This is a genomic window from Deinococcus grandis (assembly GCF_001485435.1).
Classification (GTDB): Bacteria; Deinococcota; Deinococci; order Deinococcales; family Deinococcaceae; genus Deinococcus; species Deinococcus grandis.
This window is the reverse complement of the sequence record NZ_BCMS01000002.1, coordinates 182,814-204,093: the sequence shown is the minus strand read 5'-3', so window position 1 is coordinate 204,093 and position 21,280 is coordinate 182,814. Positions and strand designations below refer to the sequence as shown.

At 71.6% G+C, this 21,280-nt stretch carries 16 protein-coding genes; 12 read left to right on the top strand and 4 right to left on the bottom strand.

Annotation, left to right across the window (positions count from 1 at the left end; genetic code table 11):
- Positions 1-6 precede the first annotated feature (6 nt).
- Positions 7-1,209, bottom strand: a complete 1,203-nt coding sequence (locus tag DEIGR_RS16380) for a trans-sulfuration enzyme family protein (protein ID WP_058979099.1) — start codon at positions 1,207-1,209, stop codon at positions 7-9.
- A gap of 110 nt (positions 1,210-1,319) precedes the next feature.
- Between DEIGR_RS16380 and DEIGR_RS16375 the strand changes: the two genes are divergently transcribed.
- The 4 genes from DEIGR_RS16375 (at position 1,320) to DEIGR_RS16360 (ending at position 6,549) form a co-directional block, all read left to right on the top strand.
- Positions 1,320-2,684: an MATE family efflux transporter gene (locus DEIGR_RS16375; protein WP_058979097.1), complete on the top strand. Its 1,365-nt coding sequence runs from the start codon at positions 1,320-1,322 to the stop codon at positions 2,682-2,684.
- Between the two features lie 138 nt (positions 2,685-2,822).
- Positions 2,823-3,377, top strand: a complete 555-nt coding sequence (locus tag DEIGR_RS16370) for a 2Fe-2S iron-sulfur cluster-binding protein (protein ID WP_083524230.1) — start codon at positions 2,823-2,825, stop codon at positions 3,375-3,377.
- Positions 3,374-4,345 (top strand): FAD binding domain-containing protein, encoded by a 972-nt coding sequence (locus DEIGR_RS16365; protein WP_058979095.1) that lies wholly within the window; start codon positions 3,374-3,376, stop codon positions 4,343-4,345. Before DEIGR_RS16370 ends, DEIGR_RS16365 begins: the two co-directional genes overlap by 4 nt.
- Positions 4,342-6,549, top strand: coding sequence for a xanthine dehydrogenase family protein molybdopterin-binding subunit (locus DEIGR_RS16360; protein ID WP_058979093.1), 2,208 nt, complete (start codon positions 4,342-4,344; stop codon positions 6,547-6,549). The genes DEIGR_RS16365 and DEIGR_RS16360 overlap by 4 nt, the downstream gene beginning before the upstream one ends.
- A 54-nt stretch (positions 6,550-6,603) precedes the next feature.
- Here DEIGR_RS16360 and DEIGR_RS16355 read toward each other — a convergent pair whose 3' ends face one another.
- On the bottom strand, positions 6,604-8,715 hold the full coding sequence (locus DEIGR_RS16355) for a glycosyl hydrolase family 18 protein (protein ID WP_083524229.1): 2,112 nt from the start codon (positions 8,713-8,715) through the stop codon (positions 6,604-6,606).
- 388 nt (positions 8,716-9,103) lie between these two features.
- Between DEIGR_RS16355 and DEIGR_RS16350 the strand changes: the two genes are divergently transcribed.
- The 6 genes from DEIGR_RS16350 (at position 9,104) to nagZ (ending at position 15,588) form a co-directional block, all read left to right on the top strand.
- Positions 9,104-9,961: a MurR/RpiR family transcriptional regulator gene (locus DEIGR_RS16350; protein ID WP_058979091.1), complete on the top strand. Its 858-nt coding sequence runs from the start codon at positions 9,104-9,106 to the stop codon at positions 9,959-9,961.
- 33 nt (positions 9,962-9,994) lie between these two features.
- On the top strand, positions 9,995-11,245 hold the full coding sequence (locus tag DEIGR_RS16345; protein ID WP_058979089.1) for an ABC transporter substrate-binding protein: 1,251 nt from the start codon (positions 9,995-9,997) through the stop codon (positions 11,243-11,245).
- An 80-nt stretch (positions 11,246-11,325) separates the two neighbouring features.
- Positions 11,326-12,225 carry a carbohydrate ABC transporter permease gene (locus DEIGR_RS16340; protein WP_058979087.1) on the top strand — a complete coding sequence of 300 codons (900 nt, stop codon included), beginning with the start codon at positions 11,326-11,328 and terminating at the stop codon, positions 12,223-12,225.
- The gene (locus DEIGR_RS16335) at positions 12,222-13,100 is read left to right on the top strand and encodes a carbohydrate ABC transporter permease (RefSeq protein WP_058979085.1); all 879 of its coding nucleotides are present in this window, start codon (positions 12,222-12,224) and stop codon (positions 13,098-13,100) included. Before DEIGR_RS16340 ends, DEIGR_RS16335 begins: the two co-directional genes overlap by 4 nt.
- On the top strand, positions 13,097-14,131 hold the full coding sequence (locus DEIGR_RS16330) for an SIS domain-containing protein (protein WP_058979083.1): 1,035 nt from the start codon (positions 13,097-13,099) through the stop codon (positions 14,129-14,131). Before DEIGR_RS16335 ends, DEIGR_RS16330 begins: the two co-directional genes overlap by 4 nt.
- Positions 14,128-15,588: a beta-N-acetylhexosaminidase gene (nagZ, locus tag DEIGR_RS16325; protein WP_058979081.1), complete on the top strand. Its 1,461-nt coding sequence runs from the start codon at positions 14,128-14,130 to the stop codon at positions 15,586-15,588. Before DEIGR_RS16330 ends, nagZ begins: the two co-directional genes overlap by 4 nt.
- 13 nt (positions 15,589-15,601) lie before the next feature.
- On the opposite strand, the gene DEIGR_RS16320 is transcribed toward nagZ, so the two are convergent.
- The gene (locus tag DEIGR_RS16320) at positions 15,602-17,263 is read right to left on the bottom strand and encodes an FAD-binding dehydrogenase (RefSeq protein ID WP_058979079.1); all 1,662 of its coding nucleotides are present in this window, start codon (positions 17,261-17,263) and stop codon (positions 15,602-15,604) included.
- A gap of 53 nt (positions 17,264-17,316) precedes the next feature.
- Between DEIGR_RS16320 and DEIGR_RS16315 the strand changes: the two genes are divergently transcribed.
- On the top strand, positions 17,317-18,066 hold the full coding sequence (locus DEIGR_RS16315) for a FadR/GntR family transcriptional regulator (protein ID WP_058979077.1): 750 nt from the start codon (positions 17,317-17,319) through the stop codon (positions 18,064-18,066).
- Positions 18,067-18,214: 148 nt separating this feature from the next.
- Entirely contained in the window at positions 18,215-19,888 is a 1,674-nt protein-coding gene (locus DEIGR_RS16310; RefSeq protein ID WP_058979075.1) for an FAD-dependent oxidoreductase, read from the top strand.
- A 534-nt stretch (positions 19,889-20,422) separates the two neighbouring features.
- Here the strand turns inward: DEIGR_RS16310 and DEIGR_RS16305 are convergent.
- A complete protein-coding gene (locus tag DEIGR_RS16305; protein ID WP_058979074.1) occupies positions 20,423-20,809 on the bottom strand; it encodes an ArsR/SmtB family transcription factor in 387 nt (128 codons plus the stop codon).
- Positions 20,810-21,280 lie beyond the last annotated feature (471 nt).

Sequence of the window (21,280 nt, the reverse complement as noted above, 5' to 3'; positions counted from 1 at the left end):
CTTGCTTCAGCCGGGCTGGAGCTGCCCGGCCCGGACGTGCTCCAGCGCGCCCAGGATGTCGTCCACGAGGTCGCGGGGGTCCTCGATCCCGACACTCAGACGCACGAGGCCGGGCGTGACGCCCTGGCGGCGCAGGGCTTCCTCGCCCAGGAGGTGGTGGGTGGTGCTGCCCGGGTGGCACGAGAGGCTTTCCACGTCGCCGAGGCTGACGGCCTGCGTGAACAGCGTCAGGTGGTTCAGGAACGCGGACGCGGCGGCCTGGGTGCCCAGGTCGATGCTGAGCAGGCCGCCGAAGCCGCTCATCTGCCGCGCGGCGACCGCGTGGCCGGGGTGGGTGCGCAGGCCGGGGTAGTGGAGGGCCGTCAGGGCCGGGTGGCCGTCCAGCGCCTGTGCCAGGGCAGCGGCGCCCTCACAGTGGGCGTGCATGCGCAGCGGGAGGGTCTTCATGCCGCGCAGGAACAGGTACGCCTCGAAGGGGCCCAGCGACGCGCCGACGTGCCGCAGGCCGATGCCGCGCAGTTCGGCCAGCAGGTCCTCGGGGCCCGCGACGACGCCGCCGATGGCGTCCCCGTGCCCGCCGAGGTACTTGGTGGCGCTGTGCATGACGAGGTCGATGCCGTGTTCGGCGGGGCGGGTCAGGGCGGGCGTACTGAAGGTGTTGTCCGCGACGCTCAGGGCGCCGCAGGCCTGGGCGGCGCGGGCGATCCGCGCGAGGTCCACGATGCCCAGCGCGGGGTTGGTGGGCGTCTCCACCCAGATCAGGCGGGTCCGGGGGCCGGTCAGGGCCTCCACCCCGGCCTCGTCGGGGGCCTCGTGAACCCTCACGCCGAACTTCGCGGCGACCTCGTGCAGGAAGCCGGTGGTGCCGCCGTACAGCGGCGCGACGAAGATCACCTCGTCGCCGGGCTTCAGGAGCGTGAGGCACAGCGCGGACACGGCGCCCATACCGCTGGCGAAGGCGACCGCGTCGGGCAGGCCCTCCAGACTGGCGACCTTCTCCTCGAAAGCGCGGACGGTGGGGTTGGTCAGGCGCGAGTAGAAGTAGCCCTGCTCCTCGCCCGCGAAGAGGCGCGCGCCGCGTTCGGCGCTGCCGTACCCGAAGGTGGAGGTCGCGTAGATGGGTGTGGCGTGCGCCCCGGTGGCGGGGTCGAGGCCGTGCCCGGCGTGCACGGCGCGCGTGCGGAACGCGCGGTCTGGGTTGTGGGTCATGGCCCACTGTACCGCGCGCGCCTAACGGACGTTTGTTCAGTCCGGCCCGGGCCGCGCGCCGTCCCGCGCAGCCGATCGGCCCGCGACCGGCGGACGGCTATCCTGGCGCGGTGACCGCCCTCCCTCCCCCACCGGGCCTGCGGGCCGAGACCGCTCAGCTGCTGCGCCTCGCCGCGCCCGTGATCGTGTCGCAGTTCAGCCTCAACGCCCTGGCGCTGATCAGCACCGCCGTGATCGGCCGCCTGGGCGCCGGACCGCTGGCCGCCGTCGCGTACGGCAGCGCCACGTACTACCTGGGCTTCATCGTGCTCGTGGGCATCATGCTCGCGGTCGCCCCGCGCGTGGCCGCCGCGCACGGCGCCGGGGACACGCGCGGCGTGGCGCGCGCCGCCCACGCCGGCCTGTGGCTGGCCGGGCTCCTCTCGGCGCTGTTCCTGCCGGTCGCGTTCCTGGCCGCGCATCTGATCGCGCGCGCCGCCCCGGCCGGGATCGACGGGGACCTGGCGGGCACCTACCTGCGGCTGTACGCGCTGGGTATGCCCGCCACGCTGGCGTTCAGTGCGCTGCGCGGCGCGCTGGAGGGCACCGGGCAGCCGCGCGTGGTCACGGCGGTCGCGCTGGGCGCCGTCGGCGTGGCGGGACTCCTCAGCCCGGCACTCAGTTACGGGTGGGGCGCGCTGCCCGCGCTGGGCCTGAGCGGCGCGGCCCTGGCGACGATCACCGCGTCGTGGGGCAGCGCCCTGACGCTGGCTTGGGTGGCGCGGCGCCGCCTGCCCCGCCCGGCCCTCCCGCGCGCCGAGGTGATGGGCGAACTGCGCGCCCTGCTGCGCCTGGGCTGGCCGATCGGCCTGACCCTGGGGGCCGAGGGGGGCCTGTTCACGGTGACCAGCCTCCTGATGGCCCGCTTCGGGCCGCAGGCCCTGGCCGCACACAACGTGGCACTGCAGGTCATCACGGCGGTGTTCATGGTGCCGCTGGGACTGGCGACCGCGACCGGCATCCGGGTAGCGCAGCACGCCGGGGCGGGGCAGCTGCGCCTCTCGCGCCGCGCGGGCCTGCTGGGTATGGCGCTGGCGATCGCGGTGATGCTGCTCGTCAGCCTGACGTACGTCCTGACGCCGGAACTGGTGATCGGCGTGTTCGTGAACGTCCGCGACCCGGCGAACGCGGCGCTCGTGGGGAGCGCGGCAGCCCTGCTGCTGATCGCCACGCTGTTCCAGGCCTTCGACGGACTGCAGGTGACCGCGAACGCCGCGTTGCGCGGCCTGCAGGACACACGCTGGCCCCTGATGATCTCGCTGGTCGCCTACTGGGCGCTGGGCCTGGGCAGCGGCGCCGCACTGGCCTTCGGGCTGGGCCTGGGGCCACGCGGGCTGTGGTTCGGGCTGACCGCCGGGCTGTGCTTCGCGGGCATGACGCTGCTCGCGCGCTTCCTGCGGCGCACGGGCGCGGGCCGGGCCACCCCGGCAGGCTGAGCATAAAGTCACGGTGAACCGTGTCCTGGTGCAGTCAGAGCGGAAATCAGGGATGGTGGGGGGACAGCCTGACTCTGCTGTGGGTCCGCCGCGCGATCGGCCGGACCGTCCCCCCCAGTTCCCGGAGGTTTCACCCGCATGACCCAGTCCCCCCAGGCCCCCAGTGGCGCCGACCTGCCGCGCCTGCCCGTCACGCTGAGCGTGAACGGCGAGACGCACGAACTGACCATCGACCCGCGCGTGACCCTGCTGGACACCCTGCGTGAGCACCTGCACCTGACCGGCACGAAGAAAGGCTGCGACCACGGCCAGTGCGGCGCCTGCACCGTCCTGCTGGACGGCCAGCGCGTCCTGAGCTGCCTGACCCTGGCGGTCATGCACGACGGGCAGAGCGTCACCACCGTCGAGGGGCTGGGCACCCCGGACCACCTGCACCCGCTGCAGGACGCCTTCGTCCGCCACGACGGCTACCAGTGCGGATACTGCACGCCGGGGCAGCTGTGCTCCTCGGTCGGCACGCTCGACGAGATCGCGCGGGGCGTGCCCAGCCACGTGACCGCCGACCTGGACGCCGTGAGGTTCAGCGCCGAGGAACTCCGCGAGCGCCTGAGCGGCAACATCTGCCGCTGCGCCGCGTACCCGAACATCATCGCGGCCGTGACCGAAGTCCACGCCGCCGGAGACGGCGCGTGAGGGCCTTCGCGTACACCCGCGCCGACACGCCCCGGGCCGCCGCGCAGGCCGCCGAGGCCACCGGCACGAAATTCATCGCGGGCGGCACGAACCTTCTGGACCTGATGAAACTCGACATCGAGCAGCCCAGCCGCCTCGTGGACGTCAGCCGCCTGAACCTGCGCGACGTGACCGACACCCCGGACGGCGGGCTGCACGTGGGCGCCCTGGTCACGAACACCGATCTGGCGAACCACCCGCGGGTCAAATCCGACTACGCCGTGCTGACCCGCGCCATCGTGGCGGGCGCGTCGGGGCAGATCCGCAACAAGGCCACGACCGGCGGGAACCTCCTGCAGCGCGCGCGCTGCCCGTACTTCTACGACACGAACCTCCCGTGCAACAAACGCGATCCCGGCACGGGCTGCGCGGCGCTGCGCGGCCTGAGCCGCACGCTGGCCGTGATCGGCACGAGCGACGCCTGCATCGCGCAGCACCCGTCCGACATGGCCGTCGCGCTGCGCGTGCTGGACGCCACGGTGAACACCCTGAAACCCGACGGCACGGCGCGCACCCTGACGCTGGACGAGTTCTACCGCCTGCCGGAGGACACCCCGCACCTCGAAACCACCCTCGAACCCGGCGAGCTGATCACCGGCGTGACCCTGCCCCCCCCGGTGGGCGGCACGCACCTGTACCGTAAGGTCCGCGACCGCGCGTCGTACGCGTTCGCGCTGGTGTCGGTGGCGGCCATCGTGGACGGCGACCGGGTCCGCGTGGCCTTCGGCGGGGTCGCCCCGCGCCCCTGGCGCGTCCCGGACGCCGAGGACGCCTACGCCCGGGCCAGGGCGGACGGGCGGGCCGACGCCCTGATCGACCGCGCCTTCGAGGGCGCGCGTCCCACCGAGGAAAACGCCTTCAAGGTGCCGCTGCTGCGCCGCACCCTGAAGGCCGTGCTGGCCCAGGCGGGCCAGGAGGCCCAGGCATGAAGTTCGAGCAGGCGTCCCCCCCCAACCCCATCGATCAGGAGCGCGTGGTCACGCGGCCCTTCACCCGCATCGAGGGCCCGCTGAAGGTCAGCGGTCAGGCCCCCTACGCCTACGAGTACCAGTTGCCCGAGGCGCCCACCTACGGCTTCGTGCTGGGCGCGGGCATCGCGCACGGCCGCGTGACGCGCCTCGACACCACGCAGGCGGAGGCCGCGCCGGGCGTTCTGCTGGTCCTCACGCACGAGAACATGCCCGCCCAGGCCAGGAGCGACACGCCCGTCCCCCAGCAGCGGGAAGCCTCCCCGCAGCTGAGCGGCCCCGAGATCCGCCACTACCATCAGGCGGTCGCGTTCGTGGTGGCCGAGACCTTCGAGCAGGCCCGCGCCGCCGCCAATCTCATTGAGGTCGAGTACGAGGTGACACCCGGGCAGTTCACGCTGGCCGACACGGTGGACAGCGGCAAGGAACCCAAGGACGCCGTGGACAGCGTCGTGGGCGACTTCGACTCCGCCTTCGCGGACGCGGCGGTCAGCGTGGACCTGACCTTCACCACCCCCGACCAGTCGCAGGCGCCCATGGAGCCGCACGCGACCATCGCGCAGTGGGACGGCGACCAGCTCACCGTGCACACCTCGCATCAGGTCGTGCACTGGGTGCGGCGCGGGCTGGCGCTGACGCTGAACATCCCGCAGAAGGACGTGCGGGTCGTCGCGGCGTACGTGGGCGGGGGCTTCGGCACGAAGCTGCTGTTCTTCTCCGACGCGGTGCTGTCCGCCGCCGCCGCCCGGATGCTGGGCCGCCCGGTCAAGACCACCCTGCAGCGCCCGCTGATCTTCAACAACACCTCGCACCGCTCGGCGACCATCCAGCGCGTCCGCCTGGGCGCCGACCCCGACGGGACGCTGCACGCCGTCGGGCACGACACCTGGACCGGGAACCTGCCCGGCGGGGACAGCGAACCCGCCTGCGAGCAGACCAAGTACCTGTACGGCGGCGAGCACCGCCAGATCCGCACCCGGCAGAGCGAGCTGGACCTGCCGCCCGGCGCGAGCATGCGCGCCCCCGGCGAGGCGGTCGGGATGCTCGCGCTGGAAGGCGCGATGGACGAACTCGCCGAGAAACTGGGTCTGGACCCGGTCGAGCTGCGCCTGCGCAACGACGTGCAGTTCGACCCGGAAAAAGGCCCCAAGCGGCCCTTCTCGTCCCGGCGACTCGCGGCGGCGCTGCGGACCGGCGCGAAGGCGTTCGGCTGGGACGACCGGCCCCGCGCGCCCCGCGAACGGCAGGACGGCGAGTGGTACGTCGGGTACGGCGTGGCGTCGGCGTTTCGCACGAACCTCGTCATGCCGTCCGGCGCGACCGTCCGCCTGAATCCGGGCGGCACCCTGACCGTCGAGACGCAGATGACCGACATCGGCACCGGCAGCTACACCGTCCTGGGACAGGTCGCCGCCGAGATGCTCGGCCTGGACCTGCATCAGGTCGAGGTGAAGCTGGGCGACTCGGACTTCCCCGCCTCCAGCGGGTCCGGTGGTTCGTGGGGCGCGAACAGCAGCTCCGCCGGGGTGTACGCCGCGTGCGACGAACTGCGGCGGGACCTGGCGCAGAAGGCCGGGTACCAGAACGCCAGCGCCGTGTTCCGGGGCGGCAAGGTCTGGCAGGGCGCCGAATGCACCGAACTGAGCGAGCTGGCCGGGAAGGAGGGCGTGGAGGCCACGGCCCGCATGACCTACGGCGACCTGACCGAGCAGTTCATGCAGGCGAGCTTCGGCGCGCACTTCGTGGAGGTCGGCGTGAACGCCCACACCGGCGAGGTCCGCGTGCGCCGCGCCCTGAGCGTCGTCGCGGCCGGACGGATCCTGAACCCCGTCACCGCGCGCAGCCAGTGCCTGGGCGGCATGACCATGGGCATCGGCAGCGCCCTGATGGAGGCCCTGCACGTGGACCACGACCTGGGCCTGTTCGTGAACCACGACCTGGGCGAGTACCACGTGCCGGTCCACGCGGACATCCCGGATCTGGACGTGCTGTTCCTGGATGAACTCGATGACCAGTCCAGCCCGCTGCGCGCCAAGGGCGTCGGCGAACTGGGCATCAGCGGGGTGGGCGCCGCCGTGGCGAACGCCGTGTACAACGCCAGCGGCGTGCGCGTCCGGGACTTCCCGATCACGCTGGACAAGATCCTGGCGGGCTGGGAAGCGTAAGACGGCAGGAGAAGCGGGACGCCCCTGACCTGGGCGTCCCGCCTGCGCTGCCGCCTATTTCAGGCCGTTCGCCACGGCTTTCGCCAGGGTGCCCCGCGCGTCGTCGCCGTCCAGCGACCACGCCATCGCGCCGCCCAGGCCCCTGCTCTTGACATACGCCATCTTCGCGGCGATGACCTGCTCGTCGTCGTAACTCCAGAAGGTCGTGCCGTCGTACTTCCACATCTGGCCGGTGGTGGCGTTGCGGAACACGGTGCCCGGGGCGTTTTTCAGCACCTTGTAGTCCTCGATCCCGGCCTCGTACGTGCCGCGCGCGGGGCCGCTGGCACTCTGGTACAGGCCGTTGTTGCTGCCGGGCACGCCGGTCCAGCCGCGTCCGTAGAAGGGCACGCCGATGACGATCTTGTTCGCGGGCATCCCGGCGCTCAGGAAGGCGTTCACGGCGGTGTCCACCGAGTAGGTCTTCGCGGGGCCGCTGCCCGGGCCGTTCGGGTCGGTGTACAGGTTGCTGTGGAAGTTGGTGGGGCCGCCAGCGTCCCAGGCGCCGCGGAAGTCGTAGGTCATGATGTTCACCCAGTCCACGGCGGCCCTGTACCCGGCGGGGTCCTGGTTGGCGATCTTGTCGGGTCCGCCGGGCGCGGCGATGGTCAGCAGCAGTCCGGGGCGCACCGCGTCGAGCTGCCGGCGGAATTCCTGCAGGAGCAGCGTGAAGTTCTGCCGGTCGGCGGCGCTGACGGTGTTGTACGCCAGCCCGCCGCCGCCCGGGTATTCCCAGTCGATGTCGATCCCGTCGAAGACCCCGGCGGCGGAGCCCGGTCCGGCCGAGGCGTCGGGCGTGGCCGGGAGGTTTCCCTTGATGTACAGGTCGATGCAGGAGCTGACCAGGGCCCTGCGGGACGCGTCGGTGCTGGCGGCGGCGCTGAAGTAGCGGCTCCAGGTCCAGCCGCCCAGGGAGATCAGGGTCTTCAGGCCCGGGTATCTGGCCTTGAGTTTCTTCAGCTGGTTGAAGTTGCCCTTGATGGGCTGGCTCCAGACGTCGGCGACGCCGTCGACGCTGGTGGCGGCATCGAAGCTCTTGCCGTAGTCGGCGTAGGCGTCGCCGCCGTCGCCGCTGCCGCTCTCGGCGCGGGTGACCATGTCGCACTTGTAGGTGCCGCCCGCGTTGTACACGTTCCCGAACGCGTAGTTGATGTGGGTGAGGGTGGCGGCGGTGCCGCTGGTGTCGATGTTCTTCACCTGGTAGCCCCGGCCGTAGATGCCCCACTGCGCGAAGTACGCGACGCGCTTGAAGCCGCTGCTGGGGGGCGGGGTGGTGCCGATGTTGACGGTGACGCTGGCGGCGGCGCTGACCCGGCTGTTGCCCGCGGCGTCGAACGCCTTGGCGGTGTAGCTGCGGGTGCCGTTCTGCGCGCTGGTGACGGCGTCCGTGGCGCTGTACGGCGCGGTGGTGTCGGTGGCGAGGAGGGTGGTGCCCTGATAGAACTCGACCCTGGTCACGCCGACGTTGTCGCTGGCGGTGGCGGTCAGGGTGACGTTCCCGGCGGCGGTGACGCTGGTGGGGCTGGCGGTGACGCTCACGGTGGGCGCGGTCGTGTCGCCGCTGCCCGCGATGTTCACGGTGACGCTGGTGGCGGCGCTGACCCGGCTGTTCCCGGCGGCGTCGAAGGCCCTGGCGGTGTAGCTGTGGGTGCCGTTGTTCGCGGCGGTCAGCGAGACGGCCTGGGTGTAGGGCGAGGTGGTGTCGGTGCCGATCAGGGTCGCGCCGTCGTAGAACTCGACCCTGGTGACGCCGACGTTGTCGCTGGCCGTGGCCGTCAGGGTGATGGTCGAGGCGGTCGTCACGCTGCCCGCGCTGCTGCTGACGCTGACGGTGGGGGCGGTGGTGTCGGTGCTGCCGCTGTCGCAGGTGCCGCCTGCCGTCCACAGGCTGGGGGTGTCCCTGGGGTTCCAGTTGGTCCCGGCGTACGCGGTGTGCGTCTGGATGGCGGTGTAGGTCAGGCCCTGGTAGGTGACGACCTGCCCGGCGGTGTAGGTGGGGCCCTCGGTCCAGGCGGTGCAGACGGCCTGGGAGCGCAGGACGTCGCTGGCCTGGGGTGACTCGCCGCAGGCACTCAGGGCCAGCGTCAGGGCGAACAGAGCGGAGATCGACAGGGCAGTCTTGGGCATACCTCACCTCGTGGGGGAATGGGGGGGGCGGGCGGCAGGTTGAGGGAACACCAGCATCATGCGGATCGATTTTCATTCTGTCAAGATTCGGAGGGAATTTTTTTCACATTCAGAAATTGCACCTAGCAGGAAGGCGGCCGAGAGGGCCGCCGCCCACCGCCACGCAGGCCTATTCCACCGTCCAGACTCGTTTCACGACCTTTCAGTGCGGTGTTTTTCAGCAACGGACAACCCGCGGAAGCGTGCAGACACCGCGAATGGAGCGACCGCTCGCATCCCGGCCCGTCCCGAAGCTGAAAATCCTGATCACAAAAACGGCCAACTTGACAAAAATAATTTTCAGGATCTACAGTGGGTCATCACCACCAAGGCCCCCCCCAGGAGTCGCATGAGTCAGACCACCACGCGCCCGGCCCAGACGCCGGGAGCCATCAGCCGTATCCGCCTGCACGCCCACAGCCTCTCCCCGTCCCTGCGGCAGGTCGCCGACCACGTCCTGCGCGAGGCCGACACCGTCATCCACCAGACCATCACCGAACTCGCCACGAGCGCCGGCGTCGGCGAGGCCACCATCACCCGCCTGTGCCGCAAACTGGACTTCGCGGGCTTCCACGCGTTCAAGATCGCGCTGGCCGCCGACGTCGCGGGCCGCGACACGACCAGCGACCGGCCCACCAACCTCGAAGGGCACACCGCCCGGCTGGTCAAACAGGCCGCGCTGACCCTGGAAGACACCGGACGGCTCCTCGCGCCCGACGCCATCGAGGCGGTCGCCGAGCAACTGGCCCGCGCGCCCCGAGTGGACCTGACCGGGCAGGGCAACAGCGGCATGATCGCGCAGCTGTTCGCGCACCGCCTGCTGCGCCTGGGCATCACCGCGCAGGCCTTCACCGACCCGCACGTCGCGGCCGTCAGCATCTCCACCCTGCCGCGCGGCGGCGTCGTGATCGGCCTGACGAGTTCCGGCAGCACCATCGACACCGTGCAGCACCTGCGCCTGGCGCAGAGCCACGGGCACTACACGGTCGCCATCACGCACCGCGCCTCCTCGCCCATCACCCGCTACGCCAGCCGCGTGCTGTTCACGTCCCGGCAGGAAGACCCCCTGACCGACGCCGTCATGGACACCCTGATCAGCCAGACGCTGGTGCTGGAACTGCTGTACACCGCCCTGCTCGCCCGCCGCCCCGAGGCCGCCGCCATGCTGCGCGTCACGGCCGAGAGTGTGGTCGAGAAGAAGTACTGACCCTGCCCCGTCCCGACCCACAAGGAGAGCCCCATGAAACGTAGCGTGAAAGCCCTGACCCTCGGCCTCGCCCTCGTCGCCTCGACTGCCAGCGCGCAGACCACCGTCACCTTCTGGACGTGGTACCTCAGCCCCAAATTCGACGGGTACATCAAGGACACCATCAACGCGTTCGAGAAGGCCAACCCCGGCATCAAGGTGCAGTGGTTCGACAAGCAGGACTCGATGGTGCAGGACTTCATCGCCAGCGTGAACCTCGGCAACGCGCCAGACGTGGTGAACCTGAACATCGACGAGACGCAGAAGGCCGCGCAGAACGGCTTCCTGACCGCCGTGAACACCCTGACCAGCCCCGCCACGCTGCGCAGCACCTTCTACCCGCAGAGCCTGAGCAACTTCACGTCCGGCTCGAACACCTACGCCTACCCCTGGTATGGCTGGCTGAACGAGGGCGTCCTGCTGTACAACCCGGACCTGTTCAAGAAAGCCGGGCTGACCCGCGCCCCCCGCACCGCCAGCGAGATGCTGACCTACGCCAAGACCATCAAGGACAAGACCGGCGCGTACGCCTGGGTACCCGCCCTGAAAGACCCCAATACCGCGTCCTTCCTGGGCTACTTCTACGCCGAGGGGCTCCCCGTCACCGACGCCAGCGGGAAGGCGGCCTTCAACACTCCCGCGCACGCCAGCCTGCTCGCGCAGTACGTGACCCTCTACCGCGGCGGTTACGTTCCCGAGGACGCCGTGCGCCGCGAGGCCTTCCAGCTCGCCACCGAACTGTACGCGCAAAACCGCGTGGCCATGATCATCGGCGGCCCGCAGGCCCTGACCCGCATCAAGGACACCAACCCCGCCCTGTACGCCAGGACGGTCGTCACGCAGGCCCCGCTCGGCAAGGCCGGCGTGCAGACCGGCGGCAGCATGGGCCTCGTGATTCCCAAGGCCAGCAGGAACCCGCAGGCCGCCGCGAAACTCGCCGCGTTCTTCACGAACAACGCCAACCAGCTGGCCTTCGCCCGGGTCGTGCCCGTGGTCCCCACCACCAAAGGCGCGCAGACCAGCACGCAGTTCAAGACCAGCGGCAGTGACCCCGTCGCCCGCGCCACCGCCCTGGTGGGCGCCTCGGGCCGCCTGATCAACCCCGGCTACCGCGCGCCGGGCAACAGCGACGACCTGTACAAGAACTTCAACGACAACATCGAGGCGGCGCTGCTGGGCAAGAAGACCGCGCAGCAGGCCTTGGCGGACGCCGCCACGTACTGGAACGCCAACCTGAAGAAGTAAAACCTGATCCGGGTGGCCCGCCCGCGACCGTGGGCCGGCCACCCGCACCCCTGTCCGCCGCGCGCAAAGGATGGCTTTCCATGCAAGTTCACTGGCGTCAGTCGCTGATGTCCTACACGTTCCTGGCCCCGGCGCTGATCCTGCTGGCGGTGTTCACCTTCTACCCGCTGCTGTACGGCGCGTACCTGGGCTTCACCGAGTACAGCGGCGCGCGCTTCGCCAACCACCTGCCGCCGCAGTGGGTGGGCCTCAGGAACTTCGAGACCGTGCTGGGGGACCCGCTGTTCCGCACGGCGCTGGCCAACAGCGTGAAGTACCTGCTGGTCGTGCCCGCCCTGCAACTGGCGTCCCTGGCGGTCGCGGTGCTGGTCGCGAAGAACATTCCGGGCATCGCGCTGTTCCGCGCGGCGTACTACGTGCCCGTGATCACCAGCGTGTCCCTGGCCGCCGTGATGTGGGAATGGGTGTTCAACCGCGAGGGCACCCTGAACTGGCTCCTGAAGGCGCTGCACCTGACCACGCCCGAGGCGGCGTTCGGCTGGCTGAACAGCGAGCACTGGGCGTTCTGGGCGGTCATGCTGGTCACGTTCTGGCGCGGCTTCGGGTACTACATGGTGCTGTACCTGGCGGGCCTCCAGGCCATTCCCGAGGAACTGGAGGAAGCCGCGATCCTCGACGGCGCGAGCGCCTGGCAGCGTTTCTGGCGGGTGACGGTGCCGCTGATGCGGCCCACCATCCTGCTGTGCACGCTGCTCTCGACCATCGCCGCGCTGCGCGTGCTGGAGGAGGTGCTGGTCCTCACGAACGGCGGACCGCTGAACAGCACGTACACCGCCCTGATGTACGTGTACGCCAAGGCCTTCCAGGGCTTCGACTTCGACTACGGGGTGGCCAGCGCCGCCGGGCTGGTCGTGGCGCTCGTGGCCCTGCTGCTCTCGGCGCTGAACTTCCGCTTCTTCCACCGCGAGGAGCAGGCGTGAGCGCGCGCACCGCCGCGGCCCCCGCCCGGGTGGCCCGCCCGGTCTCCTGGCGGCGGCCCGTGAACACCGCGCTGCGCTACGCGCTGCTGGGCGTCATCCTGATCTTCGCGGTGTTCCCGTTCGTGTGGACGCTGGCCATCGCCCTGACCGACAAGACCGCCGGGAGCAGCATCTACGCGTTCCCGCAGAGCCTGCTGCCCCGCCGCGTCACGCTGCACAACTTCGTGGACGTGTACCGCACCTTCAGCCTCGGCAAATACCTGTGGAACTCGGTGGTCATCACGGGCCTGACCGTCCTGGGCACGCTGCTGGTCTCCGCGCTGGCGGCGTACCCGCTGGCCCGCTTCCGCTTCCCCGGGCGGGGCGCGATCTTCGGCCTGATCGTCCTGACCCTGGTGCTGCCGGGCGAGACCACCTTCATCGTGAACACCCTGACCCTGAAGAACCTGGGCCTGCTGGGCACGCACGCGGGCGTGGTGCTGCCCACCATCGCCGGTGCGTTCGGCATCTTCCTGATGCGGCAGGCGTTCCTGGCCATCCCGGCGGCGCTGCTGGAAGCTGCCCGCCTGGACGGGGCCAGCGAACTGACGATCCTCACGCGGATCATGCTGCCCCTGACCCGCCCGAGCCTCGCGGCGCTGGGCATCTTCACGACCGTCACCACCTGGAACGCGTACTTCTGGCCCATGCTGGTCCTGTCCGGCGCGCCCGACAAGGCCCCGCTGGCGGTGGCCGTGCTGAAACTCAAGGGGCAGTTCAACTACGACCCGTTCAACATCGCCGCCGGGTCGATCATCATGATGCTGCCCGTCCTGCTGGTGTTCCTGGCGGCGCAGCGGCTGTTCCTGCGCGGCATGGAAGGAGCCGTGAAATGACCGAACCCCTGATGCTGACCGAGGCCCGCGAGGCCCCGCAGGTCGCCCAGCGGCAGGCGGGCAGCGCCGCGCTGGACGCCGCCGCGCGCGCCATCCGCGCTTTCGCTCCCAGCTACGTGGTCACGCTGGCGCGCGGCTCGTCCGACCACGCCGCCACCACCCTGAAGTACGCGCTGGAAACCCAGGTGCGCCTCCCGGTCATGAGCGCCGCGCCCAGCGTCAGCGGCGTGTACGGCGCCGACCTCGACCTGCGCGGGGCGCTGGTCCTGGCGATCAGCCAGTCGGGCGGCAGTCCGGATCTGGTCGAGGCGCTGACCCGCGCCCGCGCCGCCGGGGCGCTCACCTGCGCCCTGGTGAACGTGGAGGGCAGTCCGCTGGCGCAGGCGGCCGATCTGGTCGTGCCGCTGCAGGCGGGCGAGGAACGCGCCGTGGCCGCCACGAAGAGTTACGTCGCGGCGCTCGTGCTGGGCGCGCGGCTCGTGCAGGCCTGGCAGCCCGACCCGGCGCTGGCCCGCGCCCTGGACGCGCTGCCCGGTACGCTGGAGGCCACCCTGCGGGCCGAGGCGCGGGCGCGTGACCTCGCGGCGCAGCTGGCCCGTGACGTGCCGCACCGGCTGCTGGTGCTCGGGCGCGGCCTGCACGCGGGCGTGGCCGCCGAGGTCGCCCTGAAGTTCCAGGAGACGGCGGGGCTGGCGGCGCTGCCGTTCTCCACGGCGGAATTCGCGCACGGCCCGGCGCGGCTGGCCGACCCCATGACACCCGCGCTGTTCTTCCAGGCGCGCGACGCGACCGCGCCCTTCACGGCGGACACGCTGCGCACCCTGGGCGGGTACGGCACGCCCGTCACCGTGATCGGCGCGGGCACCCCGGACCGCGCGGCGGACCTGCCCACCCCGGACAGCGGGCACCCGCTGACCGACCCGGCGGTCTCCGCGCTGGCCGCGCAGCTGCTCACCGCGCATCTGGCCGTGCAGCGCGGCGAGAATCCGGACGCGCCCCCGCGCCTGAGCAAGGTCACCCGCACCCGATGACCCGGCCGGAAGCGACGCTGATCATCGACCTCGCGGGCGCGGACCTGACCCAACAGGACGCCCGCTGGCTGCGGGACCATCCTGTCGGGGGCGTGTGTCTGTTCGCGCGGAACATCACCACGCCGCAGCGCACCGCGCGCCTGACCGCCGACATCCGCGACGCGCTGGGCCGCGACGTGCTGATCGCCACCGATCAGGAAGGCGGGGCGGTGCTGCGCCGCCTGGACGTGCCGCCGCCCCCCACCCCGCAGGCGCTGGGCGAACTGGGCGAAGAGGCCGCCGCGTTCCACGCCGGGCAGATCGCCGCGCGCGGCCTGCTGGAGCTGGGCATCAACTGGAATTTCGCGCCCAGCCTGGACGTGAACGTGGACCCCCTGAACCCGGTGATCGGCGAGCGGTCCTTCGGGCCCGATCCGCAGCGCGTGGCGCAGCTGGGAGTCGCCTGGGCGCAGGGCAGCGAGGCGGCAGGTGTCCTGAGCGCCGTGAAGCACTACCCAGGGCACGGGGACACCCGCGTGGACAGTCACGAGGACCTGCCGGTGGTGGACAAGACCCGCGCGGCCCTGGAGGAGGCCGAGTGGGTGCCGTTCCGCGCCGCCGCGCAGGCGGGCCTGGGCAGCGTGATGACCGCACACATCCTGTACCCGCAGCTGGACCCCGCGCGGCCCGCCACGCTGTCGCGGACGCTGCTGGACGGGGTGCTGCGCGGCGAGTGGGGGTACGGCGGCGTGATCGTGACCGACGCGATGGACATGGGCGCCATCGCGCGGCGCTGGCCGCAGGGCCGCGCGGCGGGCCTGGCCCTGGCGGCCGGGGCCGACGCGGTGCTCGTGTGCGGGCACGGCGACCGGGCCGTGACGGACGCGCACGTCCGGGCGCTGCGGGCCGCGCAGGCGGACGGCATCGTCCCCGGGGAGCGCCTGCACGAGGCCCTGGGCCGCCTGCGCGCCGCCGGGGCGCGCTTCCCGGGCCAGCCGCGCCCGTACCCGGCGCCGCAGCGGCAGGCGGACGACGCGGCCCTGCTGGACTGGGCACGCCGGGCGCTGCGGGTGCAGGGCCAGGGGCCCCACCTCGACCCCGGGGCGACCACGCTGCTCCTGGCGCCGTCCGGTACGGCGCTGGGCGGCCCGTACGGCGACGTCGTGACCCTGGACGACCTGCACGCCGCGCTGCGCCCGCACCTTCCCGCGCTGGTCACCGCCGACCTGCTCGACCCGGCGGCCACGGACCGCGTCCTGAACGCCCACCCGCAGGCTCCGGTCCTGCTGGCGAGCACGGGCCGCTGGGGCGTGACGGCGCAGGCCCGGGCGCTGGCCCCCACCGTCATGGGCCGCGCGTGGCACCTGTGCCTGTGGAACCCGGACGACGCGCACGCGCTGACGCTGCCGGCCGTGGTCACGCACGGGTTCCGCCGGCCGAACCTTCAGGCGCTCGCGGAGATGCTGGCGACCCGCTGACCGGCCCGCGTGGTCAGCAGGTCGCCTCGGCCGCGGCACGGCCCGCCACGCGCCCGCTGAACAGGCAGCCGCCCAGGAACGTGCCCTCCAGCGCGCGGTACCCGTGGTAGCCGCCGCCACCGAAACCCGCGACCTCCCCGGCGGCGTACAGGCCGGGCATCACCTCACCGCCCGCGCGCAGCACGCGGCCGTGCAGGTCGGTCTCCAGGCCGCCCAGGGACTTACGGGTCAGGACGTTCAGTTTCACGGCGATCAGCGGGCCACCCGCCGGATCGAGGAACGGCGCGGGTTTCGCCACGCGGATCAGGCGCTCCTGCAAGAAGGCCCGCGCGCCGCGCACGATGGCCAGCTGCGGGTCCTTCCCGGCCGGGTTGCGCAGCTGGAGGTCACGGCCTTCCACCTCGGCATGCACGGCCGCGAGGTCCACGGGATGGTCGGGGGTCAGGGCCGTCATGCCCGCCACGAGATCCGGCAGGGTGCCACGCACCACGAAGTCCGGCCCGTGGTCCATGAACGCCTGCACCGGCGCCTGCACGGCCTTCCCCGCGCGGCGCAGCGTCAGGCGCAGGTCCCGGCCGGTCAGGTCCGGGTTCTGTTCGCTGCCGCTCAGGGCGAACTCGCGTTTGATGACCGCGCGGTTGAGCAGGAACCACGTGTGCGGGTACCCGCTGCGGGTGATGTGCGCCAGGGTGTCCAGGCTGCTCCCGCCGGGAATGTGCGGGTAGGGCAGGCGGCGGCCCGACGGGTCGAGCCACAGGCTGCTGGGCCCCGGCAGGATGCGGATGCCGTGGTTCTCCCAGATGGGATTCCAGTTGCGCAGGCCCTCGGTGTAGTGCCACATGCGGTCGGCGTTGATGAGGTTCGCCCCGGCGGCGTGCGCGGCCTGCTGCATGAAGCCGTCCACGTGGGCGGGCACGCCGCTCACCATGAACGCCGGGGCGGCCCCCAGCCGTTCGGTGGGCCAGTGCCGCCGCACGAGGTCGTGGTTCCCGCCGATCCCGCCGCTCGTGAGGATCACCGCCTGTGCGCTGAACTCGAAGTCACCGGTCACGACGCGGCTGCTGCGCTCGCCCCGCGCGGCGCCGCTGGGTTCCAGCACCTCGCCGCGCACGCCGGTCACGGCCCCGCCGCTCTGGACCAGGCCGGTCACGCGGTGCCGGAACGCGAAACTCAGGCGGCCCGTGCGGGCGTACTCGCGGGCGCGCCGCTCGAAGGGTTCGAGCACCCCCGGCCCGGTGCCCCAGGTCAGGTGGAAACGCGGGACGCTGTTGCCGGGCGCGTCCGCCCCGGCCCCGCCCCGCTCGGCCCAGCCGACCGCCGGGAACCAGCGCATGCCCAGCCCGTGCAGCCAGGCGCGTTTCTCCCCGGCGGCGAACTGCAGGTACGCGTCGGCCCACTGCCGCGGCCAGTGATCCTCGGGGCGGTCGAAGGCGGCCGTGGTGAGCCAGTCGCGCCGCGCGAGGTCCAGCGAATCGCGGATGCCCAGGCGGCGCTGCTCGGGCGAGTCGATCAGGAACAGGCCGCCCAGCGACCAGAAGGCCTGCCCACCGAGGTTCTGCTCGCCTTCCTGGTCGAGCACGAGGACGCGCCGCCCGGCCCCCGCGAGTTCGGTCGCGGCGACCAGTCCCGCCAGTCCGGCGCCCACCACGATCACATCTGCCTGCACGGTCGTCATGACCTATTCAATAGGTTGACGGTGGGGCCGTCAAGGGGCGGTATGCTGCCCCCATGACCCCGCGGCCCCCTGACCTGCCGGACGCCCCCACCGCACCGGGCCGCGCCCAGCAGGCCGAAACGCACCTCCTGGCCCTGATCCGCGACCACGCCCTGCCGCCCGGCACGCCCCTGCCCTCCGAGGGACAGCTCAGCGCGCAGCTCGGCATCAGCCGCGGCATGATCCGCGAGGCCTACCGCGCCCTGGCCGCCCGCGGCGTGGTCAGCGTCGCCAACGGCCGCGCGCCCCGCGTCGCCGCGCCCCACCCGGACCCCCTGACCGCCGTGCTGGAACACGCCCTGCTCGGTCAGCCCGCCAGCGCCGCGCAGGTGCTCGAGATCCGCCGCGCCCTCGAACTCCAGGTCGCCGCCCTGGCCGCCACGCACCGCACCGGTGCGCAGGCGGCCGCGCTGCGCCGCAGCGTCAGCGCCATGAGGCAGGCCGGACCGGGCACCGACGCCTTCATCGAACACGACCTGCACTTCCACACCCTCCTGGCGGGCGCGACCGGCAACCCCCTGCACGGCGTGCTCGTGGGCGCCCTGCACGCGCTGCTGGCCCGCTCGATCCGCGGCGGTCTCCCCCACTACGCCGACCCCGCCCACTTCGGCGCGCTCATCGCCGTCCACGACCGACTGGCGCAGGCCGTCGAGACCGGCGACGCGGAGGCCGCCACCGAGCGGATGCGTGAGCATTTCGCACTGGCGGAACTGGCGGTCAGCCTCGCCGGTACGGTCGCCCCGGCAGGGCAACCGGCGCCCTGAGGATCCCCCCTGCCCCGGGCGCCCGGCGACAGTTGCGGCGCCCCGCGCTGGGTACACTGCGCGGCATGATCCGGACTGCGTCTGTCCCGCCGACCTGCCCGAAGCGCGCCGCCCCGTCCCCTCAGGCCCCGCACCGGGGGGCGGGCGCATGATCACCACCGACTGCCTGCGGCACCTGCCGCTGTTCGACGGGGTTCCCGAGGCCCTGCTGCACGCCGCCGCGCAGGACGCCGCGGACGTGCACGTCAACGAGGGCGAGTACCTGATCCGCGAGGGCGACACCGCCGCCTTCTTCGTGCTGCTGGACGGCGAACTGGCCGTCACGAAGGAAGTCGCGGGCGCGACCCGGCCGGTGGACACGTACCGCCCCGGGGACTCGTTCGGTGAACTGCCCCTGCTGCTGGGCACCGCCGCGACCGTCGATCTGCGCGCGCAGTCGCCCGTCCGGGCCATGCGGATCGAGGGGCCGGAGTTCCTGACGCTCCTCGCGCACGCCGAGGAACTCGCGGGCCGGGTCCTGGCGAACATGTCCCGCCGGGTCGGGAACCTGCAGCGCGTCACCCTGGACACCCCGCAGGCCGTGACGATGCTGGTGGGCTCGGCCGACGACCTGCACTGCTTCGGCCTGCGGGACTTCCTGTCTCGCAACCAGGTGGTGTTCCGCTGGCTGGACCCGGCGTCCTCTGCCCTGACGTGTGCGCTGCCCGCGGGCGTGCTCGGCGGCCCGCTGCCGGCGGTGGTCCTGCCCGGCGGCGCGGTGCTGCGCCAGCCCAGCGTGCGCGACGTGGCCGCGCAGGTGGGCCTGCAGATCGAGCCGACCCTACCCGAGTACGACGTGGTGATCGTGGGGGGCGGCCCGGCCGGGCTGGCCGCGGCGGTGTACGGCGCCTCTGAGGGCCTGTGCACGCTGCTGATCGAGAAGGAAGCACCGGGTGGACAGGCCGGTACGAGCAGCCGCATCGAGAACTACCTGGGCTTCCCGACCGGGCTGTCCGGCGGGGAACTGAGCGCGCGGGCGCTGCGGCAGGCGCGCCGCTTCGGCGCGGAGGTGGTCACCACCCGCGAGGTCGCCGGGATTCGTCCCGGTCAGGGCACGCACGAGGTGCTCCTCGACGGCGGCACGCGGGTCCGGGCGCGCAGCGTGGTACTCACCATGGGCGTGTCGTGGCGCACGCTGCCCCTGCCCGGCACGGAGCGCTTCGTGGGCCGCGGCGTGTGGTACGGCGCGGCCCGTACCGAGGCGCCCGGCACGCGCGGCAAGGACGTCTACCTGATCGGCGGCGGGAACTCGGCGGGGCAGGCGGCGATGTTCTTCTCGAACTACGCCCGGCGCGTCTCGATCCTGATCCGCGCCGATCACGTCGAGAAGGGCATGTCGCAGTACCTGATCGACCAGCTGCGCGCCCGTGAGAACGTGCGGATCTGCGAGTGCTGCGAGGTCACGGCCCTGCACGGCGACGCGCACCTGAAGGCCCTGACGGTGCACCACTCGGCCACCGGCGAGGACGAGCATGTGGAGACCGATTCACTGTTCGTGCTGATCGGCGCGGACGCCCGCACCGACTGGCTGGGCGACACGCTGCTGCGCGACGAACGCGGCTACGTCTGCTCGGGTCTGGATCTCGCGCCGGAAGGGGTGTGGCCCCTCAAGCGCGACCCGTTCCCGCTGGAGACCAGCGTGCCCGGCGTGTTCGTCGCGGGGGACGTGCGGCGCGGCTCGGTCAAGCGCGTGGCGAGCAGTGTCGGCGAGGGGAGCATGAGCATCGCCCTCGTGCACCAGTATCTGGCGCTGGCCACCCACGACCGGACCGGCGCCCCCTGACCCCGGCAGCGCCCCGGACCGGAAAACGGCGCAAGTTGTCCGATACCTCCCGCCGCGCCTTCCCGCCCTGGCCAGAATGCCGGCACCGACGTTCCACACAGCACCAACCACGGAACGTCATTCCGAATACCCTGACCCGAACTCATACGGATTCCGTTTGTTTCGTTGACAGATTGGAAGACCACCAATCTGTCAACTCCACGCCCGGAACCCGCTTCTCTCCTCCTCGCTCCGCTCGGGTTGAAAGGTTTTGCAAACCTTTCAACCGGAGTCCGTATCAGCTGGAGATGCAGGGGGAGGCCGCGTGGACCACCGGGTGGTCCAGGCCCAGTTCGCGCAGGGCACGGGCATGCCGACCCATACGGATTCCGTTTATTTCGCCAACAATCCGGAACTTCACCGGATTGCCGGCTCCACGTCCGGAACCCGTGTTGCTCCTTCTCGCGTCCGCTCGGATTGAATGGGCTTTGCAGCCCATTCAATCGGAGTCCGTATCAGTGGCGTGTTCTTCATTCCAGGCGCCCGGGTCAGGGGTCAGCGCAGACCGGGCCGCTCTCTGGCGTGCTCGATGGCGTTCGTGAGCAGCAGGGTCACGTGCTGGTCAGCCAGCCGGTAGAAGACCGTGCGGCCGTCCCGGTGGGCCGTGACCAGCCGGTGGTCACGCAGCAGGCGCAGCTGGTGGCTGGTGGCGCTCTCGCTGATGCCCGCCACGAGGGCGAGATCATGCACGCACAGGTCCCCGGTCGACAGCGCGGTCAGCAGGCGCAGTCGCGTGGGATCCGCCACGGCCTTGAGCAGCGCACTGGCCTCCTCCACGCACGCCGCGGGGGGCTGCGCGGCCCGGGCGCGGGCAACAGCGTCCGGATGCAGGCAATCCTCGGCGCAGGTCGCGTCGAGGGCGACAGGGGCGGGGGCACTCATGCTGTCATCCTAGCGCGGTCACCGGGCTGGGCATTCTTCGCGGCGACGGTCAACGGGTAGGATCCGGAGCCGTCGGTCTGACAACGGCATCTGCGATCAATGCGCCCATTATTTGGCATGTAGGATAAAAATTTGAATCCATTCTGCCAGAAACATTACATCTACCTATCGGACAACTTGCGCCGTTTTGTCACCACCCACTATCGGACAACTTGCGCCGTTCTTACGATCGACCTTCACTGAGACGCAATATTCCAGCAGGGATTTTCTGTACGGCCCCACTATCGGACAACTTGCGCCGTTTGGCCCCAAACTATCGGACAACTTGCGCCGTTTTTATCCACAGGTATCGGACAACTTGCGCTATTCGACCTGCCTAGGTATCGGACAACTTGCGCCGAAACTATCGGACAACTTGCGCCGTTCGGGTGCCGACTATCGGTCAACTTGCGCCGTTCGGGGGGGCAAACT

Bases quoted from the DNA above. Each gene is read 5' to 3' on its own strand.
- DEIGR_RS16380 (WP_058979099.1), bottom strand. From the start codon at position 1,209: ATGACCCACAACCCAGACCGCGCGTTCCGCACGCGCGCCGTGCACGCC.
- DEIGR_RS16320 (WP_058979079.1), bottom strand. From the start codon at position 17,263: ATGACGACCGTGCAGGCAGATGTGATCGTGGTGGGCGCCGGACTGGCG.
- DEIGR_RS16345 (WP_058979089.1), top strand. From the start codon at position 9,995: ATGAAACGTAGCGTGAAAGCCCTGACCCTCGGCCTCGCCCTCGTCGCC.
- DEIGR_RS16315 (WP_058979077.1), top strand. From the start codon at position 17,317: ATGACCCCGCGGCCCCCTGACCTGCCGGACGCCCCCACCGCACCGGGC.
- nagZ (WP_058979081.1), top strand. From the start codon at position 14,128: ATGACCCGGCCGGAAGCGACGCTGATCATCGACCTCGCGGGCGCGGAC.
- DEIGR_RS16330 (WP_058979083.1), top strand. From the start codon at position 13,097: ATGACCGAACCCCTGATGCTGACCGAGGCCCGCGAGGCCCCGCAGGTC.
- DEIGR_RS16305 (WP_058979074.1), bottom strand. From the start codon at position 20,809: ATGAGTGCCCCCGCCCCTGTCGCCCTCGACGCGACCTGCGCCGAGGAT.
- DEIGR_RS16360 (WP_058979093.1), top strand. From the start codon at position 4,342: ATGAAGTTCGAGCAGGCGTCCCCCCCCAACCCCATCGATCAGGAGCGC.
- DEIGR_RS16310 (WP_058979075.1), top strand. From the start codon at position 18,215: ATGATCACCACCGACTGCCTGCGGCACCTGCCGCTGTTCGACGGGGTT.
- DEIGR_RS16370 (WP_083524230.1), top strand. From the start codon at position 2,823: ATGACCCAGTCCCCCCAGGCCCCCAGTGGCGCCGACCTGCCGCGCCTG.
- DEIGR_RS16340 (WP_058979087.1), top strand. From the start codon at position 11,326: ATGCAAGTTCACTGGCGTCAGTCGCTGATGTCCTACACGTTCCTGGCC.
- DEIGR_RS16355 (WP_083524229.1), bottom strand. From the start codon at position 8,715: ATGCCCAAGACTGCCCTGTCGATCTCCGCTCTGTTCGCCCTGACGCTG.
- DEIGR_RS16350 (WP_058979091.1), top strand. From the start codon at position 9,104: ATGAGTCAGACCACCACGCGCCCGGCCCAGACGCCGGGAGCCATCAGC.